The organism is Acinetobacter sp. C15 (assembly GCF_013420645.1).
Lineage (GTDB): Bacteria > Pseudomonadota > Gammaproteobacteria > Pseudomonadales > Moraxellaceae > Acinetobacter > Acinetobacter indicus.
In genome coordinates, this window is the sequence record NZ_VOXR01000008.1 from 91,176 (window position 1) to 109,716 (window position 18,541).

The window sequence follows — 18,541 nt, forward strand, 5'->3', positions numbered from 1 at the left end:
TTAAAACAATGAAACTTTGTCAGGAACGACAAAAACGGATAGTCACAGGATAAGTGTGCCCATGAAAACAATGATGATCAAACCTTTAGTAATTGCTGTCGGTTTAACAATGAGTGTAATGGCCAATGCGCAAAGCAGCCAGGAAGTTGAGCAGCTTCGTCAGGAAGTGCAACAACTGAAAGCACTTGTTCATCAATATGCTCAACAAAATCAAACGGTTCAAGCGAATTTAAACCAACTTGCCAATACTGCGGTACAACCACCTGTTGCACAAAAAGCCAGCACTGAAAAGCGCGGCTTGGGTATGACGCTGGGTAATGCTGAATTTAACCTGTATGGAAACGTCCGTATGGATGGTTCTTATCAGATTGAAGGTGGCGCCAAAGACATGCCTTACAACCAGATTAATGGGGTCGCACTGGAAGGTAATGCAGAAAATAGCGACCGTTTCAGATCAACGCTGGCGGCAACCCGCTTAGGTTTAGACTTTAAAACCCAGGTGGGTGCAGAAGATGTCAAAGGTAAGCTGGAAGTCGACTTCCTAGGCGGTAATTTAGACAGCCTGCGTATTCGCCATGCGTATTTAACTTATGCTGACTGGTTAATTGGTCAAACCTGGTCTAACTTTGCGGTACCGGATTATATGCCGGAAACAGTCGATGCTTTGGCCTATGCCGGTGGCGCAGTTAAACGTACCCCGCAAGTGCGTTATACCGCGAAATTCAGCCCGCAAACCAATCTGGTGGTGGCTGCTGAAGATCCAAAAGATAACAGCATCACCCAGCGTTTACCGGCTTTGACTGCGCGCTTAAATCATCAGTTCGCCGATAACATGAGCGTGAGTGCACGTGCCATGGGCCATGAAAAACGCATCAATTCTGATGAAGAAATGGCGTGGGGCGTGGGCTTGGGCGCTAAATATGATGTGACCCCAAGCACGACTTTAAAAGCAGACTACTACCATGTGAAAGGTGATAGCAGCTTTGTATCATTTGCCAATAAAGGTGTTGCTGTAACCAACCTTGATGACAAAGGTGTGATTACTGCAACGAGCGCTATCGCAGCCCAAAGCGAGTTTGATTCGATTACTGTCGGTCTGACCCAGAAGTTTAATGAAAAACTGCGTGGCACAGTGGGTTATGGCTATATGAGCTTTGATCAGGATGCTGATTATCTGGCAGCGACTCCAGCAGATAAACTAACTGGCGTTAACAAAGACTTATGGCAGGCATGGGCCAATGTCTTCTATAGCCCGATCAAGCCGGTTAGCTTAGGTCTGGAATATGTCTATGGTGAGCGTGAAGCAGTAGTCCCTGCAGCTAATGGCAGCAAAACAGGTGAAGACAACCGTATTAATATGGTGGCCATCTATAACTTCTAATTACACGCTATACATTAAAAAAGCCGGAAGGACACTTCTGGCTTTTTTGTTTTTAGACTTTTTTGGACTTAAGTCTAATGTGGGGGCAATTACAGCAAAAATATCAGGCATTTTCACCGAGTCTGACAAAAGCATACGACATTTTCATGAAAAATCCTGCGCCTGCACAAAAGCAAATCAGAACAATAAAACTTCTCCCATCGAAGTTGGGACCGAAAAAGTGCAGAATCTTGTCAGACAAAACCAGCTAAAACATAAGGAAAAGACAAGTTTTGTCCTGCATTCACATGGAATCGAGATCATGAATCTATATAGTGGGCATGAACATTAAAAAAAGAACATCCGTTCACTGAAAAAATCATGAGGCCGCTATGAGCACTTCTGTAGAGTATAAACCCGAGTGGATTCGAGAAGATTTTATTGATTTTATTGCAGAAAAAATAAATCCAGTCTGGGCATTGAAAAAGGTCAAAGCCTGCGTTGTTGAAATTCAGGCATTAAGTCCAGACTTTTATAAAATTCATTTACGTCCCAACCAGAATTTTCAGGCACAGCGTTTTCAGGCCGGACAAAGTATTCTGGTCACGCTGGCGATGAATGGGGTACGCCAGCAGCGCAGCTATTCCATTGTCACTTTGCTCGATAACGGCGATGTGATTCTGGCCATCAAACGACAAGGTAAAATGTCCAATGCTTTGACCCGGTTACCGGCAGGGGCTGTGGTGGAGCTGTCCCAGCCGCAGGGCAATTTTGTACTGCCGGCACCAGTTCCATCCTTATGTTTTATTGCATCGGGCAGTGGGATTACCGCCATTTATTCCTTATTACAAAAAGCCGTGGTCAGCTCGACCCAGCCGATAGACCTGCTGTATTTCACCCGGGATGATGCCTTCCATGCCGAAATTAAAACCCTGGCGCTGATGTATCCGCATTTTAAATATCATCATTTTAATACCGTAGAACAGCGTCAGCATTTGTCTTTGGCCTTACTGCAAAACACGGTCGAGCAACTGGGTGAGCGACATATTTATGCTTGTGGTTCAGCCTCGATGATGCAGGCCGCCCAGCAGATTTGTCAGCAGCTGGATTTAAGCGAGCAGTTTCATTCCGAGTATTTTCAAATGACCGCAGATGAAACTCTGGAGGCGCAGCCGGTGCAGTTCTTGCGCTCGCAGCAGGATTTTCAGGCCAACAGCAATTTGCTGGACAGTGCCGAAGCCGCCGGGTTAAGACCGGCCCATGGCTGTCGCATGGGAATCTGCAATACCTGTTCCTGTACCAAAGTCAGCGGCAGCGTGCGTAATCTGCTGACCGGTGAAATTGACCATAACCATAATACCCAAATCAAACTTTGCGTGACGCAGGCAATCAGTCCTGTCGTGATTAACTTATAATCTGGAGGGAACATCACATGAATATGCCTGCCGCGTTACATCCGAACAGCAAGTCAAAATATTTAACCGAGGCTCAGATTCAGGAATTTGGTGCCAAAGTGGAAGCCATCCGCCGTGAAGTCATGGACGATCTGGGCGAGAAAGATGCCCAGTATATTTATAAAATCCGTAATTTTGTCCGCTATAGTGAAATTGCCTCACGTGGGATGCTGATGTTTGGCGGCTGGATTCCGCCAGTATGGTTATTGGGGACTGGTTTACTAGGATTATCCAAAATTGTTGAAAATATGGAGCTGGGTCATAACGTCATGCATGGCCAGTTTGACTGGATGAATGATCCGACCCTGAACGGTGCCAGTTATGACTGGGACACCATTGCCACCGGAGACGACTGGAAATATACCCATAACTATATTCATCACACCTATACCAATATTGTCGACAAAGACCACGATGTCGGCTATGGCTTGCTACGGGTTAGCGAAGCACAAAAATGGGAACCGCGTTTTTTGATGAATATTCCGCTGGCCATTCAGCTGATGGTATTTTTTGAATGGTATGTGGGGCTGCAACGTCTGCATTTAGAAGATGTACTGGTTTATAAAACCAAAACCTGGAAACAGGTCTGGGATGAAGCGGCCGGTTTAAGAAAGAAAATGCGCCGTCAGGTGGTCAAAGATTATGTCTTTTTCCCGCTGCTTGCCGGGCCAAATGCCATTCCGGTTTTTGCCGGCAATGCTGTCGCCAATGTGATTCGCAGCCTGTGGGCATCCGCGGTGATCTTTAACGGCCATTTCACTGAAGATGCGGAAAATTTTGAAGCCGACAACACCGAAAATGAAAGCCGGGCTGAATGGTATATCCGCCAGATTCGCGGTTCGAGTAATTTTAGTGGCACCCAGTGGCTGCATATTTTAAGTGGAAATTTAAGCCATCAGATTGAGCACCATTTATTTCCGGATATGCCGGCCAACCGTTATGCCGAAGTAGCGCCAAAAATTAAAGCGCTGTGTGCAGAATATGGTATTCATTATAATGAAGCCAATTTTATCCAGCAGTTTTCCAGTGTCTGGGTGCGTCTGGCCAAGTGTTCGGTGCCAAATCACTGGCAGGACAAAATCGGGCAGGGCGGTCACCTGATTCGTACCTGTCTGGCCCAGCTGAAAGCCAAATTCCAGTAACAGCAGATTTTAGCCAGCTTTTATAAGACCAGAAGATAAGATGTCTTTTGGTCTTTTTTATTTTGCATAACTGCTGCATTTTTTACTCAAGACTCAAACTTGAGTGCAACAGCGCTACAGGAGCATGAGCTATTTTTACAGAAAGAACGCCCGGTCTTGCCGATTATGTAACTGAATTATCTTTATAAGTTTCTGATATCTCTGCGCTTTATTTTTGAGCAGCTGGCAAGTTAACGTGGTTTAACAAAACTGAACTATGGTGATTTTGGCGAATCTCCTAAGCTGGTTTGAGTGAAAAATAATGGAAAATAACAAGATGTCAGTTGTCTCTCAGAACAGTTATCGTCCCTTAAAACTCGAACGACAAAAAAGCTATCGGGAGCTGTTTCATTTCTTTCTGGATGAAAGCACGCCAGCACCAGAAAAAGAAAAGCTTTCGGCCCAGCTTTTACAGCGCGAGCTTCACCAGATAGATCCCCCATCTATTCCTTTACCCGATGAGCCAGTCCAGATCAAAGACTGGCTTTTTCAGCAGAATATGCAGAATTGTGAACGCTATCAGCAGTATTTAAGCCGGCGTCAGGCTGGTGGTCAGCGTGAATACTTTCAGCATGTAGCCGCCGCCTATGACTTTCTGGTGAAAGTCGCGCCAGTAAAATATGTCGATGGTTCCTGGCTGTATAGCAGCTTAAAACATTGGCCTGATCCGAATTTTCAGCATCTGATCATGATTTATCTGGAAGAGCTGGGCCTCGGTTCAGCCAAAGCCAATCACGTGTCGATGTATCAGCAATTGCTGAGCAGTCTGAATCTGCAAGATCTGGTCGAAGGACTGGAAGATGAATACTATTATCAACCTGTGGTGCAATTGGCATTGGCCTATGCGCCGCAGCAATATCTGCCGGAAGTGATTGGTTTTAATTTAGGCTATGAACAGTTGCCGTTGCATTTGCTGATCAGTAATTATGAACTGGCTGAACTGGGGCTGGATCATCAGTATTTTAATGTGCACATTACCATTGATAACCTGGACAATGGTCACGCGCATCGTTCAGTCGCCGCACTGGAATATGGCTATAGTCAGGCCGCCAATAAAACAGAGTTTATTGACAAACTGAAACGCGGCTATGCTCTGAATGATGTTGGCCTAGGCTCGACTGAAATTATTAAAAACAGTGATTTAACCCCGCTGATTGAAAAGATTTTCAAGAAAAAAGCCGTGGTCGGCAAGCTGATTCATAATAACCGCTGCCGCTTTGCTCAAGCATCGGTGAATGAATGGCTCAGCAATGACCAGAAAGTGGTCGAGTTCCTTCAGGTATTACAGGATAAACAGTGGATTAAACGCGGCCAGCATCCGAGTGAAAGCCGCTTCTGGCAGCTGATTCACAATGAAGAAGGCAAAATGTTCGGTGTATTTTCAGTCGCTGAACAGCAGATTATTTATGACTGGATTGCTCAAGCCTATACCGAACGCCGTGCGCCGTTTAAGGCAGTAACCCCGGTGCAGCAGGTCGATGATTATATTGTCAATTATTTCAATTCAAGCGAACAGCAGGCCTTGCAGCAGCAATTAAAACTGGCGCGTAGCGCGGAAGAAAAAATCAATCTGCTATTGCCTTACTTGGCGCCGCATCAGCATCATAATCCCACTGGTTTATGGGCCACGCGTCAACTGACCCAGTTTTTATTCCCGCAGGCGCTGCAGCAGATTCAATAAAATCTGATGATCTACTTGTCATCACCTAACAAAATGCCAATCCTAAGGATTGGCATTTTTATAGAAGTTTAAAAGAGTTCCAGCAGAACAGAAGGGCATTTAGTGGGATTTCTTTTTACCGCCGCCATCCTGTTTATTGACGGTAGACCAGCCAATGCGTTCTGCTTCTTCTTCGGAATGGCCTCGCTCTTTTTCCGATTCAATAATATGGCGGGCCTGACGTTTCTGCTTGTCGGTATAGGCCGACTTATCACCTCTAGACATCAGTTTCACTCCTGTATAGATCTGCATGTTTCAATAAAACTCAAAATGTTATCTACATTGCTTGTGTGCCTTTAAATGCCGTTAACCATTGACAATAGTACCGCCATTAACATGAATCACCTGACCGGAAATATAGCTGGCTTCATCGGAGGCTAAAAACAGATAAGCCGGCGCAACTTCACTTGGCTGACCCATGCGGCCCATGGGGGTATCTTCACCAAAACCTTTTAGCTGTTCTTCATCAAAACTGCTTGGAATTAACGGCGTCCAGATTGGGCCGGGTGCGACACCATTCACCCGAATCCCGGTTTTATTTTTTAGCAGGTTGGTCGACAGGCTACGGGTAAAAGCGGTAATTGCCCCTTTGGTGCTGGCATAATCAATCAGCTCATTATGGCCCTGATAGCTGGTGATACTGGTGGTATTGATAATACTGTCACCGGCCTGCATTTGAGGAATCAGCAGCTGGGTCACATAAAACAGCGGGTAGAGGTTGGTTTCAAAGGTTTTATGCAGCTGTTCGGGATTAATATCTTCAATGGTTTTTTGTGGATATTGCACAGCAGCATTATTGACCAGAATATTAATATGCGGAAACTGCTGCAAAGCCAGATCGACCATCTGCTGTACTGCCGCATGTTGGCGCAGGTCACACTGAATCAGCAGACATTGACGACCTTCCTGCTCAACCAGTCGCTTGGTGTCTTGCGCATCCTGATCTTCTTCTAAATAGGGAATAATAATATTGGCACCTTCGCGGGCAAACAGCACCGCCACAGATCGGCCGATGCCGCTGTCACCGCCGGTAATTAAAGCCACCTTGTCTTTGAGTTTTTGACTGCCCTGATAATTGCTTTTAATAATTTCAGGTTCGGGCGTCATTTTATATTGCACACCAGGCTGATGCTCCTGTTTCTCTTGCGGAGATGGGCTGTCAGGATAATGATGCATGGGGTTCTCCAAATTTTTGGGTCGATTTATTATTTTGCTCAATCAGATGAAATCGTTAGCGATAAAAAAGCACGAGTCTGGGCAGATCGTGCTTTTTAGAAGTTATACCGCTTCCCACTGACGGGTGACTTCTTCAGAATTCTTGTTCAGGATAATCTGGTTGCCACGAATTTCTTCCACCCAAGAGATCGGAATGTAATGGTGCATCCCATCGCCAGAATCCTGCTTGGTCAGTTTGATTTTATCGCTGCCTTCCAGATGATCGACCGTACCGACATGGGTGCCGCATGAGGCAATAACTTCGCTATGTTTCTGAATGTTATTTAAATTAATATCAGCCATTTTTATTACTCCAATTCAGATGAAATAAATATCTCTATTTAATTTAATCGCCTCAAAGAGATAAAAATAGCTTTATTTAAAATCGAAACAACTCCGCCATGGAGTATAACAATTCACTACATGCCGATATATATTACACATTATGAAATATCTAAATGATTGAGGCTAAATTTAAATAATTAAAGCTATTGTTATATTGAAATAGATGAGTTGAGATAATCAAAAATCATATATTTATAAATCTCATTTTATTATTTTTAAATAAAAATTATAAACTACAGAAGATCTCTAGCTACTTATTGGTTTAAACGCTTAATCCTGCATCAGCTAGATGGTTGAGTGGTCGGAATAATCAAAACTGAAGGGGTAGTGCTGTGTTTCTGTATATAAACTAATTTTCAGGCAATCACTAAAACTCATTAAACTGATTGAATAAAACAATAAGTGTATTAAATGTTTGTTTCTTAATAATTATATAAAAATATTACAGCTGGAATTTTTCAAAAAAACGAGAAAAATGAAGTACTTTTTGTCATTACAAAATTGTTTGTAAAATAGACAAAAAAGGGCTGTACAGCGCTGTGAATTGTGTATAATTCCGCCAACAAAAGCCCCTGCAAGTTTATAGATTTTCCTATAAGTGTGCAGGGGTTTTTCTATGGACAATTTTTTGGAATGGGATGCCCTGTTTTTAGAAGGTGGCACATACATGTTGTTTTCCAAAACCACAGTCGTCGATGCATCTGCCCAGCTCAATGCACAAGGTCTGGCAACCAAACTCAGCTTTTTTGGTCTGGGTTTAAGTACGGCATCTTGGGCACCGCTCATTCCATTTGCACAACAACGTCTTTCTTTAAACCATGCAGACTTTGGCCTGTTGCTACTCTGTATGGGGATTGGATCGATGCTGGCCATGCCTGCGGCTGGTCTGTTAATCCAGCGTATTGGCTGCCGTATTTTAATCGGGATTGCGCTGGTTGCAGCGATGATCATTTTGCCGTTACTGACGGTATTTGGTACTGCCTTAAGCATGGCAATTGTGCTGTTTATCTTTGGGACCGCGGTGGGTGCATTTGGTGTGGCCATTAATTTACAGGCGGTGATTGTTGAAAAGAACAGCCTGAAAAATATGATGTCCAGCTTCCATGGTATGTGCAGTCTGGGCGGTTTACTTGGTGTGCTGACTGTGACTGTGCTGCTGTCATTGGGTGTTTCACCGCTAATGAGCGCTTTAATCATGAGCGCGGTGCTGGCCTTTATTGCCATTCTGGCCGTTCCCAACAGCCTGTCTGAAATTGAGAAAAAATCAGACACAGCCACAGAAGACACCGCACCACCAGCGAAGCAGAAATTTCGTCCAAGTCCGATGATCCTGTTAATTGGTCTGGTCTGTTTTATTGCCTTTTTATCGGAAGGATCGGCAATGGACTGGAGCGGGATTTATCTGGTCAGCAACTTTGGGATGGACGCTTCTTTTGCCGGTCTGGCCTATACCTTCTTTGCCATTACCATGACCATCGGCCGTTTTTCTGGACGTCGCTTATTAAGAATGTGGGGCGAGAAAAACATCATCACCTATAGCGCGCTATGTGCAGCCTTGGGTCTAGGCATTATTGTGATGGCGCCGCACTGGGCGGTGGTCCTGCTGGGCTATGCTTTACTCGGTTTTGGCTGTTCCAATATTGTACCAGTGATGTTCTCTCGTGTCGGACGTCAGAATATTATGCCTAAAGCGGCTGCTTTATCGCTGGTATCGACCATTGCCTATAGCGGTTCATTAAGTGGCCCGGCGCTGGTCGGTTTCCTAAGTGAAGCCATTGGCCTGAGCACCGTCTTTGCGCTGGTGGCCTTATTGCTGCTGTCGATTGCTGTCTTAAATCGCTTTACCCAGGTCGACTAAATCGGACATTCACTTACTTATCTGTGTCTTCCTTTTCGCCAGTCAGCGCTCACTGACTGGCTTTTTTTATATTTAAGCCACAATTCATAAGACAATGAAAGTGAAATCAAGGGACTAAAGAATATATTTAAAAATTATGGACTCTATTTAAATATTTTTTATTATTAAGAAAATAAACCACTTCATCTTAACGCGTCTATTATTTTCATTTTGTAAATAAAAACAGCTGAAATATAAAGATGGTAAAAAATTAAAAAAGATATTTAAAAGAATAAAATTTTACTATTTTAAATACAGCCTGTTAATTTTTTAAAATAAAAAAGACCTGCTACATTCCAATGATCTGAAACAAAGCGCGGCTGTTTATCTTAATTTTCACTCTTATCTTAAAAGAGTCGCAACATAGACAATCAAAATAAATAACAGGAAGGGTGAATCATGGCCAATACACGTAATGAGGGTACTTCAAATCGTGGATTTGCGAGTATGGATCCAGATGAACAAAGAGAAATTGCCAGTGGTGGTGGGCGCGCAGCCCATGCCAGCGGCAATGCGCATGAGTTTACGTCAGAAGAAGCACGCCGTGCCGGCGCCAGAAGTCATATAAACGATGACAATCGCCGTGGTCGCAACCGCGACGATGATGATGACGATCGCCGTGGCCGCAGCTCATCTTCCAGCACGCGTAAACGCGACCGTTATGGACGCTTTACCTCGGACTAGTACAGCTTGCTAAAAAACATAGGCTTAATCTGACCGGATAAAACAGCAATCGTTTTTGTCCGGGAAGATTAAGCCTATTTTTATGGGGGAATGAATGTGGTTTTGCTCTTTACTTGATCATCTTTATGAATAAGGTAAGCGCAGATTTTTGTGATTGCTTAGAGTTTTAAGCTCAACACAAACTCATCTTAATAGGATTTATAGGGCAAAAATTTCCCGGATAGCACCACATTTACCCGGTCGCCATTTTCATGGCTTTCCCGTTGAATATCCATACTAAAATCAATTGCGCTCATAATCCCGTCGCCAAATTCTTCATGAATCAGCTCTTTAATGGTAGAACCATAGACATTTACCACTTCATACCAGCGGTAAATTAAAGGATCGGTCGGAACGCTGGTTGGCAGAGAGCCTTTATACGGCACAATCTGTAGCCAGGCCACGGCTTCATCACTCAGGTTAAATATCTGACCAATTTTTTCGGCCTGTTCCTTATTCAAAGCCATTTGCCCCAAACAGGCTGCCGTCACCCATTCTTTGGATAAACCAATTTCCTGCGCCACACTGGACCACTGAATATTGTTCAGTACCTTGGCAGATAAAATCATGTCTGTCACTTGTTGGCGGTGGCTAATCATATCTATTTCCTCAACTGCTTATGGCTAAAACACTGAGAAGGGAAAAGCACAATGTATGCCAGCTTAAAATCAGCTCAGATCTTGAATCTGACCATGGCGTAAATTTATCTTTCACACAAAGTTGGTACGTTCCTTGCTGTATCTCCACTGAACTGATGGCAACGACGCCATAAATTTTTAAAACATGCTGGATGATTCAGGCAATGGCGCCTAAGACGTGAAAGTCGTCTTGGGCGCTTTTTATTTGCAAATCATCCCACCGCTAAATTTCAATCGTTGAGGGGTACTCGCAATGGCTTATCTTGCACCTTCCGAATTTGCAACCAAAGTTGTGGATGCCGGTGAATCGAAACTACATATGGCAAACCGTGATGTGCTGATCCGCGCCACCATGGCCGGGGCTATTCTGGCGCTGGCAGCGGTTTTTGCGGTCACCATTGCAGTGCAAACCGGCGTGCCTTTAATTGGTGCATTATTATTCCCGGTCGGCTTTTGTATGCTGTATCTGCTGGGCTATGACCTGCTGACCGGGGTATTTGTCCTGACGCCATTGGCCTGGCTGGATAAACGTCCGGGCGTGACCTGGGCCAGAATCCTGAAAAACTGGGGCGTGGTCTTTGTCGGTAACTTCACTGGTGCGCTGATTGTGGCGGTGATGATGGCAGCGGTCTATACCTACGGCTTTTCGACCGAACCAAACAAGGTCGGTCTGGCGATTGCACATATTGGTGAAGACCGGACGCTAGGCTACAAAGAATATGGCGTAGCTGGCTGGATCACAATTTTCATTCGCGGCATGCTCTGTAACTGGATGGTGTCGCTTGGCGTGATTGGCGCGATGATGTCGACCACCGTTAGTGGCAAGTTTATTGCGATGTGGATGCCGATCATGCTGTTCTTTGCCATGGGCTTTGAACATTCGGTGGTGAATATGTTCCTGTTCCCGTTCGCGATGATGATGGGCGGCGATTTCTCGGTGATGGACTACTTTATCTGGAATGAGTTACCGGTAGCGCTGGGGAACCTGGTAGGTGGTTTGGCTTTAACTGGTCTTGCGCTTTATACCACGCATGTCCGCACTGCACCAAAACGTGAGTTCTAAGTTTTAAGCACACAGGATGAATTCAGGAATCAGGGAAGATTCCAGCCAGTTGAGAACAGCGCATGTCCACTTTGCCATCTTCACACCAGACTTCACTTCAAATTCGGCTTGGGCAATATAGTGCTGCCGGCCGCAAAGAGAGCAATCAGGATTTTCACGGCGCGGCCGTTCCGGAGGGCTATCTGGCACAGCAAAAGGGCATTGCCTGTGCCATTGCCGATGGTATCAGCAGCAGCAATGTCAGTCATATCGCCAGTGAAACCGCAGTGTCCAGTTTTCTGGCCGATTACTTTTCGACGCCCGATTCCTGGAGTGTCAAAACTTCGGTCGACCGGGTGATTCGTGCCACCAATTCCTGGCTTTATGCCCAGACCCAGCAAAGTCAGAGCCGTGTCGATAAAGACCGCGGCTATGTCTGCACTTTTAGCGCGCTGGTATTCAAACATGAGACCGCACATCTGTTTCATATTGGTGATGCCCGTATTTACCGCTTGCGTGAGCAGCAGCTGGAACAGCTCAGTGTTGACCATCGGGTCTGGTTATCTTCCCGGGAAAGCTATTTAAGCCGGGCTTTGGGCGTGGCGCAGAAAGTAGAGGTGGATTATTTAAGTCTGCCGTTGGCACAGGATGATATTTTCCTGTTGATGACCGATGGTGTATATGAATATCTGTCGGACAGCCAAATTATCGAGGCACTTCACAGCCCCGAAACTTTAGATCTTGACCAGGTAGCAGAAATGCTGGTCCATCTGGCCGATGCGCAGGGCAGTCCTGACAATTTAACCCTGCAAATTGTGCAGGTACAGCAGCTGCCACAACAGGCCCAGTCACAATTTCAGCCAAGTCACAACCAGCTAAGTCTGGCCCCGGATTTAAGCATAGGTCAGCAGTTTGAAGGCTACCGGATTCAAAACGTGCTGCACCAGAACCATCGTAGCCGTTTATATCTGGCCTGGGATGAGACGCGGCAGCAGCAACTGGTCATTAAAATTCCGTCACTGGACTTAACTCAGAATGCACAAGCGCTGGAGCGTTTTCTACTGGAAGAGTGGGTGGCGAAAAGGATTCAGCATCCACAGGTGTTAGCGGCCTATCCGCATCAGCGCAGTAAATCTTATTATTTTCAAACCTATGAATATTTATCTGGCCAGACCTTAAATACCTGGCTGCATCAGCAACGCCAGCCGATTGTGCTTGAAACCGCCATCCAGATTACGGAACAGATCATTAAAGGTTTGCAGGCTTTTCACCGGCTGGACATGCTGCATCAGGATATTCGCCCTGAAAATATCATGCTGAATGCACAGTTAGAGCTAAAACTGATTGATTTTGGTGCGACCCTGGTCAAGGGGATTTCCGAATCACAGCCGCAACATGCCGCGGCTTTGGGCACCTTGGCCTTTATGGCACCAGAATATTTTTGTTCGCGGCCGGTTTCCACCCGTTCAGACCAGTTTTCACTGGCCGTGGTACTGTATTATGTACTCAGCAAACAGTTACCCTATGGCACCGAACTGGCGCGTTGTCAGACGTTAAAACAGCTAAAAACGGTGCGTTATCATTCAATTTTAGAATATCGGCCAGATATTCCGGTGTGGATTGATGGAGCCTTGCATAAGGCCTTGGCCCTGATGCCAAATGAACGTTATGAGGTATTGTCAGAATTTCTGTATGACCTTAAGCATCCTAACCGGTATTTTTTAAAGCCGGTTCATTCTTCCTTGCTGGATAAAAATCCTGTTAGATTCTGGCAGGCGGTTTCAGCTATGTTATTTTTATGCTTGCTGTTGTCTTTGGCGTTGATGTTTAGTGTTTAAATTAAATCAGTGATTTTTAAATGCTGGACTGATTATAAAATCAGAGCCACTTGGCTCAGCGATTGTCGTTTCAATACAGCCCCATTTTGATGATGAAATCCGCGCTTAAAATGTATTAATCCCAGCTCCCGAAGGAACTGGGATTACCTACAAAATTAAAGTGAAGAGTTATTCATAACGTCTTCAGGATTGGGTAAATGAGCCAGAAGCTTCGTTCTGACTCATCGGAATTACCTTACATATTCGGGTAATTCGGACCACCACCACCTTCCGGTGTTACCCAGGTGATGTTCTGTGATGGATCTTTAATGTCACAGGTCTTGCAGTGTACGCAGTTGGCTGCGTTAATCTGGAAGCGCTTGGAACCATCATCATTTTCCATAATTTCATACACACCCGCAGGGCAGTAACGCTGTGCCGGCTCATCCCATTTAGGCAAGTTCACATCGACTGGAATCGACGCATTGGTTAGTTTCAGGTGCGCTGGCTGGTTTTCTTCGTGTACGGTATTGGATACAAACACCGAAGACAAACGGTCAAAGGTCAGCTTGCCATCCGGTTTTGGATAGTTCGGCTTAAAGCTTACCGCATCTACGGTTTTCAGTGCGCTGAAGTCAGGCACCAAGTCATGCAGGGTAAATGGCACTTTAAAGATGTTCTGGTCGATAAAGTTAAACGCACCACCAAACCATTGACCAAACTTGTGCATCGCCGGGCCAAAGTTACGCGCGTTGTAAAGCTCTTCTTTCAGCCAGCTGTTGTTGAACTTCTCGGTATAAGAGGTTAATTCTTTTGCAAAGAAATCTTCACCTTCAGTCACGCGGGCAATCGCCAGATCACCACCTTTTTCGACACCGGCAGCAATTGCTTCAAAGACTGCCTCACCACAGAGCATGCCGGATTTCATTGCGGTATGAGAACCTTTGATTTTGGCAAAGTTCAGGAAGCCCGCATCATCACCAATTAAAGAACCACCCGGGAAAGTGAATTTAGGCAGCGAGTTAAAGCCACCTTTGGTTACGGCACGTGCACCATAAGAAATACGCTTACCGCCTTCCAAGTATTGCTTAATCAGAGGATGAGTCTTCCAGCGCTGCATTTCCATAAATGGATACATATGCGGATTTTCATAAGACAGATCGACGATCATCCCCAGCGTGACCTGGTTGTTTTCCGCGTGGTAGAGCCACCAGCCGCCGGAAGAACCGGTTTCAGACAATGGCCAGCCGGCACCGTGCATCACCAGACCTGGTTTATGTTTGGCCGGATCAATTTCCCACAGCTCTTTAATGCCGATACCGTAGTGTTGAGGGTCGGCATCTTTATCCAGATTAAATTTCTGGATCAGGCGTTTGCCTAAGTGACCACGACAGCCTTCAGCAAACAGGGTATATTTGGCATGCAGTTCATAACCTGGGGCAAAGTTGTGGGTCGGTTCACCATCTTTACCAATGCCCATATCACCGGTTTGAATACCTTTTACTGTGCCATCTTCATGGTACAGGATTTCAGACGCCGCAAAGCCCGGGAAAATAGACACTTCCAGCTCTTCGGCTTTCTGGCCTAACCAGCGCACCACGTTACCGAGTGAAATGACATAGTTGCCATTGTTGTGCATGGTTTTTGGTACCATCCAGTGTGGCGCTTCTTTCGAAGTGGTTTCAGACAGCAGGAAGAACGTTTTATCTTCTGTCACCGGTACATTTAACGGTGCACCTTCTTCTTTCCAGTTCGGGAACAGCTCATTGATGGCACGTGGTTCCAGCACCGCACCTGACAAGATGTGCGCACCGACTTCGGAGCCTTTTTCTACGACACAAACGGACAGATCATTCAGGTTATTTTCAATTGCAAGTTGACGGATTTTAATCGCCGCAGACAGACCCGCAGGGCCAGCACCTACGATAACGACATCAAACTCCATGGCTTCTCGGTTAATATCTTCCATAATAAGAAATCCTGTTTCGCTATACGATATTTATATCATTATATAAATCGGTTTTGAAGTTTATTTTTTAACTTTTTATTTGAAATAGGACTGTATTCAACGTTTAGAATTGTGAGCTTTGTTGCGCAGGAGAAAAGCTGCTTTGCATGGGAAGGGCGGTGTTGGAATTAGGTTATATCGAACGAAATAAAAAGAGCGACCTGTGTCGCCCTGATTATGATGTGCTTAGATATTATTGAGATTCATCGCAATATTGTTGACCATATGAATCAGACGCGGGCCAATCTCGTTTTCCAGTTTTTCCTGATTTAACAGATAACTAGGCGCGCCGCAGTTAAAGGTCAAAATACCATGTTTAGGATGAATCAATGGCACCGCCACAGAGTTGACATCTTTGGCCCAATCACCTAAAGACAGACAGTAGCCATAATCCTGATAGTCGCGGATCGCACGTTCCAGATTACGTTTAATGGTCGTCCATTGCTCTTCGTGTCTTTTCTTGATCGCGTCAAACAGATATTCACGTTCTTTCACGTCCATAGCGGCTAGGCAGGCACGTCCCATGGCACTGGAATGAATCGGTAATGTTGAACCGACCGAACGGCGCATGGTCAGGGTCGTGTCAGTATGGACTACTTCCAGATAAATCATATTCAGACGGTCACGGGTGGCCATGGCGACCGGCGCCTGGGCATAGCGTGACATTTCTTCCATGAACGGATGAGCCTGCGTTCGCGCAGAAATATTGCTTAATGCCGAATAACCCAATGCCAGTACGCCTACATCAAGTAGATATTTGGTCGTATTTGGCAACTGTTTTAAATAGCCCAGAGAAACTAGGGTGCTGGTAATACGCGCCACGGTCGGTTTGGGCAAATTGGTCATTTGCGCAATTTCCTGATTACCTAACAACTGATTGGTCGCCGAGAAGCATCTTAAAATCTCAAGTCCACGTGCAATAGAGGCAATGAACTGCGGATTATTTTCGCGGTGAATATGCGAAATCGGATCCAAGCGAATTTCATCAAAGTTAAGGATTTCACCTGTTTTATTTTTTGTCATGTTCAGCATAAATAGAGTAAATTAATGAATATGATAGCAACTTAGTTTCACGATACAAAATAAAACACATAAAATATTGATAAATTGCACAAAAAATAAATGATTTTTATTCTGTATCGCGGCCAAACAGGTTGCGATAAATTTTTATAACACGATAAAAGTAACGTTTGTACTTTTAGAGTAAAACCTCCAATAAAGCAATGAATTTTATTGTTTAGTGCCTAATTTTATGGTCCCTTAATCATTTCTGATTAATATTCATCCTTAAATTTAAATTTTTAAAGAAATAATTTCGTATTATGAAATTTTATTCTATATTAATCAAAACAGAAATTCAGTAAAAATTTGCTTATTTATAGAAAAAATAAATTTTTTCATAAAATTTCTTGCTGAAATCTTAATTTTGTGATTATTTATTTCGTATTGCGAAATGAAAATAAGGGTGAAGGAATTTACCCAAACCAGATAAAACGGAGATTCCTATGATTCGTGATCCAGAAATGCTTGATCAACTTCTATCAACGATTCGCGATTTTGTGAAAAACGAGCTCGTTCCACTCGAGCATGAAGTAGAAGAAAATAATGCCATTCCTGAACACATTGTTGATCAGATGAAAGAACTGGGGCTGTTCGGTCTGACCATTCCTGAAGAATACGGCGGTTTAGGCATCACCATGGAAGAAGAAATTCTGGTGGCGATGGAGCTGGGCCGGACTTCTGCTGCTTTCCGCTCTTTAATTGGTACCAACAATGGTATTGGTTCAAGCGGTATCGTAATTGATGGTACAGAAGAGCAAAAGCAAAAGTATTTACCACGTTATGCAACGGGTGAAATCATTGGCTCGTTCTGTTTGACTGAGCCAGATTCTGGTTCAGATGCAGCATCTTTAAAAACCAGTGCGGTAAAAGATGGTGATTACTACGTTTTAAATGGAACCAAACGTTTTATTACCAATGCACCACGTGCCACCACTTTCACGGTCATGGCGCGTACCAATCCGGAAATTAAAGGCGCCAGCGGTATTTCAGCTTTCTTGGTTGAAGCAGGTACGCCAGGTTTAAGTCTGGGCAAAATTGATAAAAAAATGGGTCAGCATGGTTCATATACCTGTGACGTAATTTTTGATAATTGCCGCGTTCATAAAGATCAGCTGATTGGTGGAGTTGAAGGCGTTGGCTTTAAGACAGCCATGCGTGTACTCGACAAAGGTCGTTTGCATATTGCCGGCTATAGCGTCGGTATGGCAGAACGTATGCTGGAAGATGCCTTAAATTATGCGGTGGAACGTAAACAGTTTGGTCAGCCAATTGCAAATTTCCAGCTGATTCAGGGTATGTTAGCCGACTCAAAAGCTGAAATTTATGCAGCCAAATGTATGGTGCTAGATGCAGCACGTAAGCGTGATGCCGGTCTGAATGTCACGGTTGAAGCCTCATGTGCCAAAATGTTTGCCACTGAAATGTGTGGCCGCGTTGCTGACCGCTGCTTGCAGATTCATGGTGGTGCCGGCTATATCAGCGAATATTCAATTGAACGTTTCTATCGTGATGTGCGTTTATTCCGTTTATATGAAGGAACGACCCAGATTCAGCAAATTATCATTGCACGTGAAATGATTAAACAAGCGACTGCTTAATCGAAATAAGAAAGGATGATAGACATGACAAAAATTAGATTTGACTGGCAAGACCCATTCCTGCTGGAGCAGCAGCTGACTGCAGAAGAACGCATGATCCGTGATACTGCTGCGGCCTATTGTCAAGACAAGCTGATGCCACGTGTATTAGAACAGTTCCGTCATGAAAAAACCGATCCGACCATTTTCCGTGAAATGGGCGAGCTCGGTTTGCTGGGCCCGACCATTCCTGAGCAATACGGCGGTGCCGGTTTAAATTATGTCAGCTATGGTCTGATTGCCCGTGAAGTTGAGCGTGTTGATTCAGGCTACCGTTCTATGGCCAGTGTACAAAGTTCGCTGGTGATGGTACCGATTAATGAATTTGGCTCGGAAGAACAAAAACAGAAGTATTTACCAAAATTAGCTACGGGTGAATATATTGGCTGCTTTGGTCTGACCGAACCGGATCATGGTTCTGACCCGGGCAGCATGATTACCC

General features: G+C 44.7%; 15 protein-coding genes and 1 pseudogene. 10 read left to right on the top strand and 6 right to left on the bottom strand.

The window, feature by feature from the left end:
• The first annotated feature begins 61 nt into the window (after positions 1–61).
• The 4 genes from FTT63_RS05190 to FTT63_RS05205 all read left to right on the top strand — a co-directional run bounded on the left by FTT63_RS05190 (position 62) and on the right by FTT63_RS05205 (position 5,676).
• Positions 62–1,381 carry a DcaP family trimeric outer membrane transporter gene (locus FTT63_RS05190; protein ID WP_180192057.1) on the top strand — a complete coding sequence of 440 codons (1,320 nt, stop codon included), beginning with the start codon at positions 62–64 and terminating at the stop codon, positions 1,379–1,381.
• Between the two features lie 371 nt (positions 1,382–1,752).
• Positions 1,753–2,775: a ferredoxin reductase gene (locus FTT63_RS05195; RefSeq protein ID WP_168399243.1), complete on the top strand. Its 1,023-nt coding sequence runs from the start codon at positions 1,753–1,755 to the stop codon at positions 2,773–2,775.
• 17 nt (positions 2,776–2,792) lie between these two features.
• Positions 2,793–3,956, top strand: a complete 1,164-nt coding sequence (locus tag FTT63_RS05200) for an acyl-CoA desaturase (RefSeq protein ID WP_005178063.1) — start codon at positions 2,793–2,795, stop codon at positions 3,954–3,956.
• A gap of 316 nt (positions 3,957–4,272) precedes the next feature.
• Positions 4,273–5,676 carry an iron-containing redox enzyme family protein gene (locus FTT63_RS05205; RefSeq protein WP_227554652.1) on the top strand — a complete coding sequence of 468 codons (1,404 nt, stop codon included), beginning with the start codon at positions 4,273–4,275 and terminating at the stop codon, positions 5,674–5,676.
• Positions 5,677–5,775: 99 nt separating this feature from the next.
• Here FTT63_RS05205 and FTT63_RS05210 read toward each other — a convergent pair whose 3' ends face one another.
• From FTT63_RS05210 to FTT63_RS05220, 3 genes are all read right to left on the bottom strand, one after another.
• A complete protein-coding gene (locus FTT63_RS05210; protein WP_016658124.1) occupies positions 5,776–5,940 on the bottom strand; it encodes a hypothetical protein in 165 nt (54 codons plus the stop codon).
• Between the two features lie 81 nt (positions 5,941–6,021).
• Positions 6,022–6,903, bottom strand: coding sequence for an SDR family oxidoreductase (locus tag FTT63_RS05215; RefSeq protein ID WP_227554653.1), 882 nt, complete (start codon positions 6,901–6,903; stop codon positions 6,022–6,024).
• Positions 6,904–6,993: 90 nt separating this feature from the next.
• The gene (locus tag FTT63_RS05220; RefSeq protein ID WP_104471337.1) at positions 6,994–7,233 is read right to left on the bottom strand and encodes a DUF2171 domain-containing protein; all 240 of its coding nucleotides are present in this window, start codon (positions 7,231–7,233) and stop codon (positions 6,994–6,996) included.
• A 658-nt stretch (positions 7,234–7,891) separates the two neighbouring features.
• On the opposite strand from FTT63_RS05220, the gene FTT63_RS05225 reads away from it, so the two are divergent.
• Positions 7,892–9,133, top strand: a complete 1,242-nt coding sequence (locus FTT63_RS05225) for an MFS transporter (protein ID WP_168384807.1) — start codon at positions 7,892–7,894, stop codon at positions 9,131–9,133.
• A 438-nt stretch (positions 9,134–9,571) separates the two neighbouring features.
• Positions 9,572–9,835, top strand: a pseudogene (locus FTT63_RS05230) (KGG domain-containing protein); the annotation flags it as partial.
• 209 nt (positions 9,836–10,044) lie between these two features.
• Here the strand turns inward: FTT63_RS05230 and cynS are convergent.
• Positions 10,045–10,494, bottom strand: a complete 450-nt coding sequence (gene cynS / locus FTT63_RS05235) for a cyanase (protein WP_005178047.1) — start codon at positions 10,492–10,494, stop codon at positions 10,045–10,047.
• A gap of 292 nt (positions 10,495–10,786) precedes the next feature.
• Here cynS and FTT63_RS05240 point away from each other — a divergent pair, with 292 nt between their 5' ends.
• Positions 10,787–11,596 (top strand): formate/nitrite transporter family protein, encoded by an 810-nt coding sequence (locus FTT63_RS05240; protein ID WP_005178046.1) that lies wholly within the window; start codon positions 10,787–10,789, stop codon positions 11,594–11,596.
• A 62-nt stretch (positions 11,597–11,658) separates the two neighbouring features.
• Positions 11,659–13,413, top strand: coding sequence for a bifunctional protein-serine/threonine kinase/phosphatase (locus tag FTT63_RS05245; RefSeq protein WP_180192060.1), 1,755 nt, complete (start codon positions 11,659–11,661; stop codon positions 13,411–13,413).
• A gap of 235 nt (positions 13,414–13,648) precedes the next feature.
• On the opposite strand, the gene FTT63_RS05250 is transcribed toward FTT63_RS05245, so the two are convergent.
• Positions 13,649–15,361 carry an electron transfer flavoprotein-ubiquinone oxidoreductase gene (locus FTT63_RS05250; protein WP_180192061.1) on the bottom strand — a complete coding sequence of 571 codons (1,713 nt, stop codon included), beginning with the start codon at positions 15,359–15,361 and terminating at the stop codon, positions 13,649–13,651.
• A 225-nt stretch (positions 15,362–15,586) separates the two neighbouring features.
• Positions 15,587–16,423: an IclR family transcriptional regulator gene (locus FTT63_RS05255; protein WP_180192062.1), complete on the bottom strand. Its 837-nt coding sequence runs from the start codon at positions 16,421–16,423 to the stop codon at positions 15,587–15,589.
• A 482-nt stretch (positions 16,424–16,905) separates the two neighbouring features.
• Between FTT63_RS05255 and FTT63_RS05260 the strand changes: the two genes are divergently transcribed.
• Both FTT63_RS05260 and FTT63_RS05265 read left to right on the top strand, forming a co-directional pair.
• On the top strand, positions 16,906–18,060 hold the full coding sequence (locus FTT63_RS05260; protein ID WP_180192063.1) for an acyl-CoA dehydrogenase family protein: 1,155 nt from the start codon (positions 16,906–16,908) through the stop codon (positions 18,058–18,060).
• Positions 18,061–18,084: 24 nt separating this feature from the next.
• A partial coding sequence (locus FTT63_RS05265; RefSeq protein WP_373684886.1) for an acyl-CoA dehydrogenase family protein occupies positions 18,085–18,541 on the top strand: 457 nt, incomplete at its 3' end.

What these genes read in the sequence shown, in the direction of transcription:
- FTT63_RS05190 (WP_180192057.1), top strand. Translation starts at nt 62, where the DNA reads ATGAAAACAATGATGATCAAACCTTTAGTAATTGCTGTCGGTTTAACA.
- FTT63_RS05195 (WP_168399243.1), top strand. Translation starts at nt 1,753, where the DNA reads ATGAGCACTTCTGTAGAGTATAAACCCGAGTGGATTCGAGAAGATTTT.
- FTT63_RS05200 (WP_005178063.1), top strand. Translation starts at nt 2,793, where the DNA reads ATGAATATGCCTGCCGCGTTACATCCGAACAGCAAGTCAAAATATTTA.
- FTT63_RS05205 (WP_227554652.1), top strand. Translation starts at nt 4,273, where the DNA reads ATGTCAGTTGTCTCTCAGAACAGTTATCGTCCCTTAAAACTCGAACGA.
- FTT63_RS05210 (WP_016658124.1), bottom strand. Translation starts at nt 5,940, where the DNA reads ATGTCTAGAGGTGATAAGTCGGCCTATACCGACAAGCAGAAACGTCAG.
- FTT63_RS05220 (WP_104471337.1), bottom strand. Translation starts at nt 7,233, where the DNA reads ATGGCTGATATTAATTTAAATAACATTCAGAAACATAGCGAAGTTATT.
- FTT63_RS05225 (WP_168384807.1), top strand. Translation starts at nt 7,892, where the DNA reads ATGGACAATTTTTTGGAATGGGATGCCCTGTTTTTAGAAGGTGGCACA.
- cynS (WP_005178047.1), bottom strand. Translation starts at nt 10,494, where the DNA reads ATGATTAGCCACCGCCAACAAGTGACAGACATGATTTTATCTGCCAAG.
- FTT63_RS05240 (WP_005178046.1), top strand. Translation starts at nt 10,787, where the DNA reads ATGGCTTATCTTGCACCTTCCGAATTTGCAACCAAAGTTGTGGATGCC.
- FTT63_RS05245 (WP_180192060.1), top strand. Translation starts at nt 11,659, where the DNA reads ATGTCCACTTTGCCATCTTCACACCAGACTTCACTTCAAATTCGGCTT.
- FTT63_RS05250 (WP_180192061.1), bottom strand. Translation starts at nt 15,361, where the DNA reads ATGGAAGATATTAACCGAGAAGCCATGGAGTTTGATGTCGTTATCGTA.
- FTT63_RS05255 (WP_180192062.1), bottom strand. Translation starts at nt 16,423, where the DNA reads ATGACAAAAAATAAAACAGGTGAAATCCTTAACTTTGATGAAATTCGC.
- FTT63_RS05260 (WP_180192063.1), top strand. Translation starts at nt 16,906, where the DNA reads ATGATTCGTGATCCAGAAATGCTTGATCAACTTCTATCAACGATTCGC.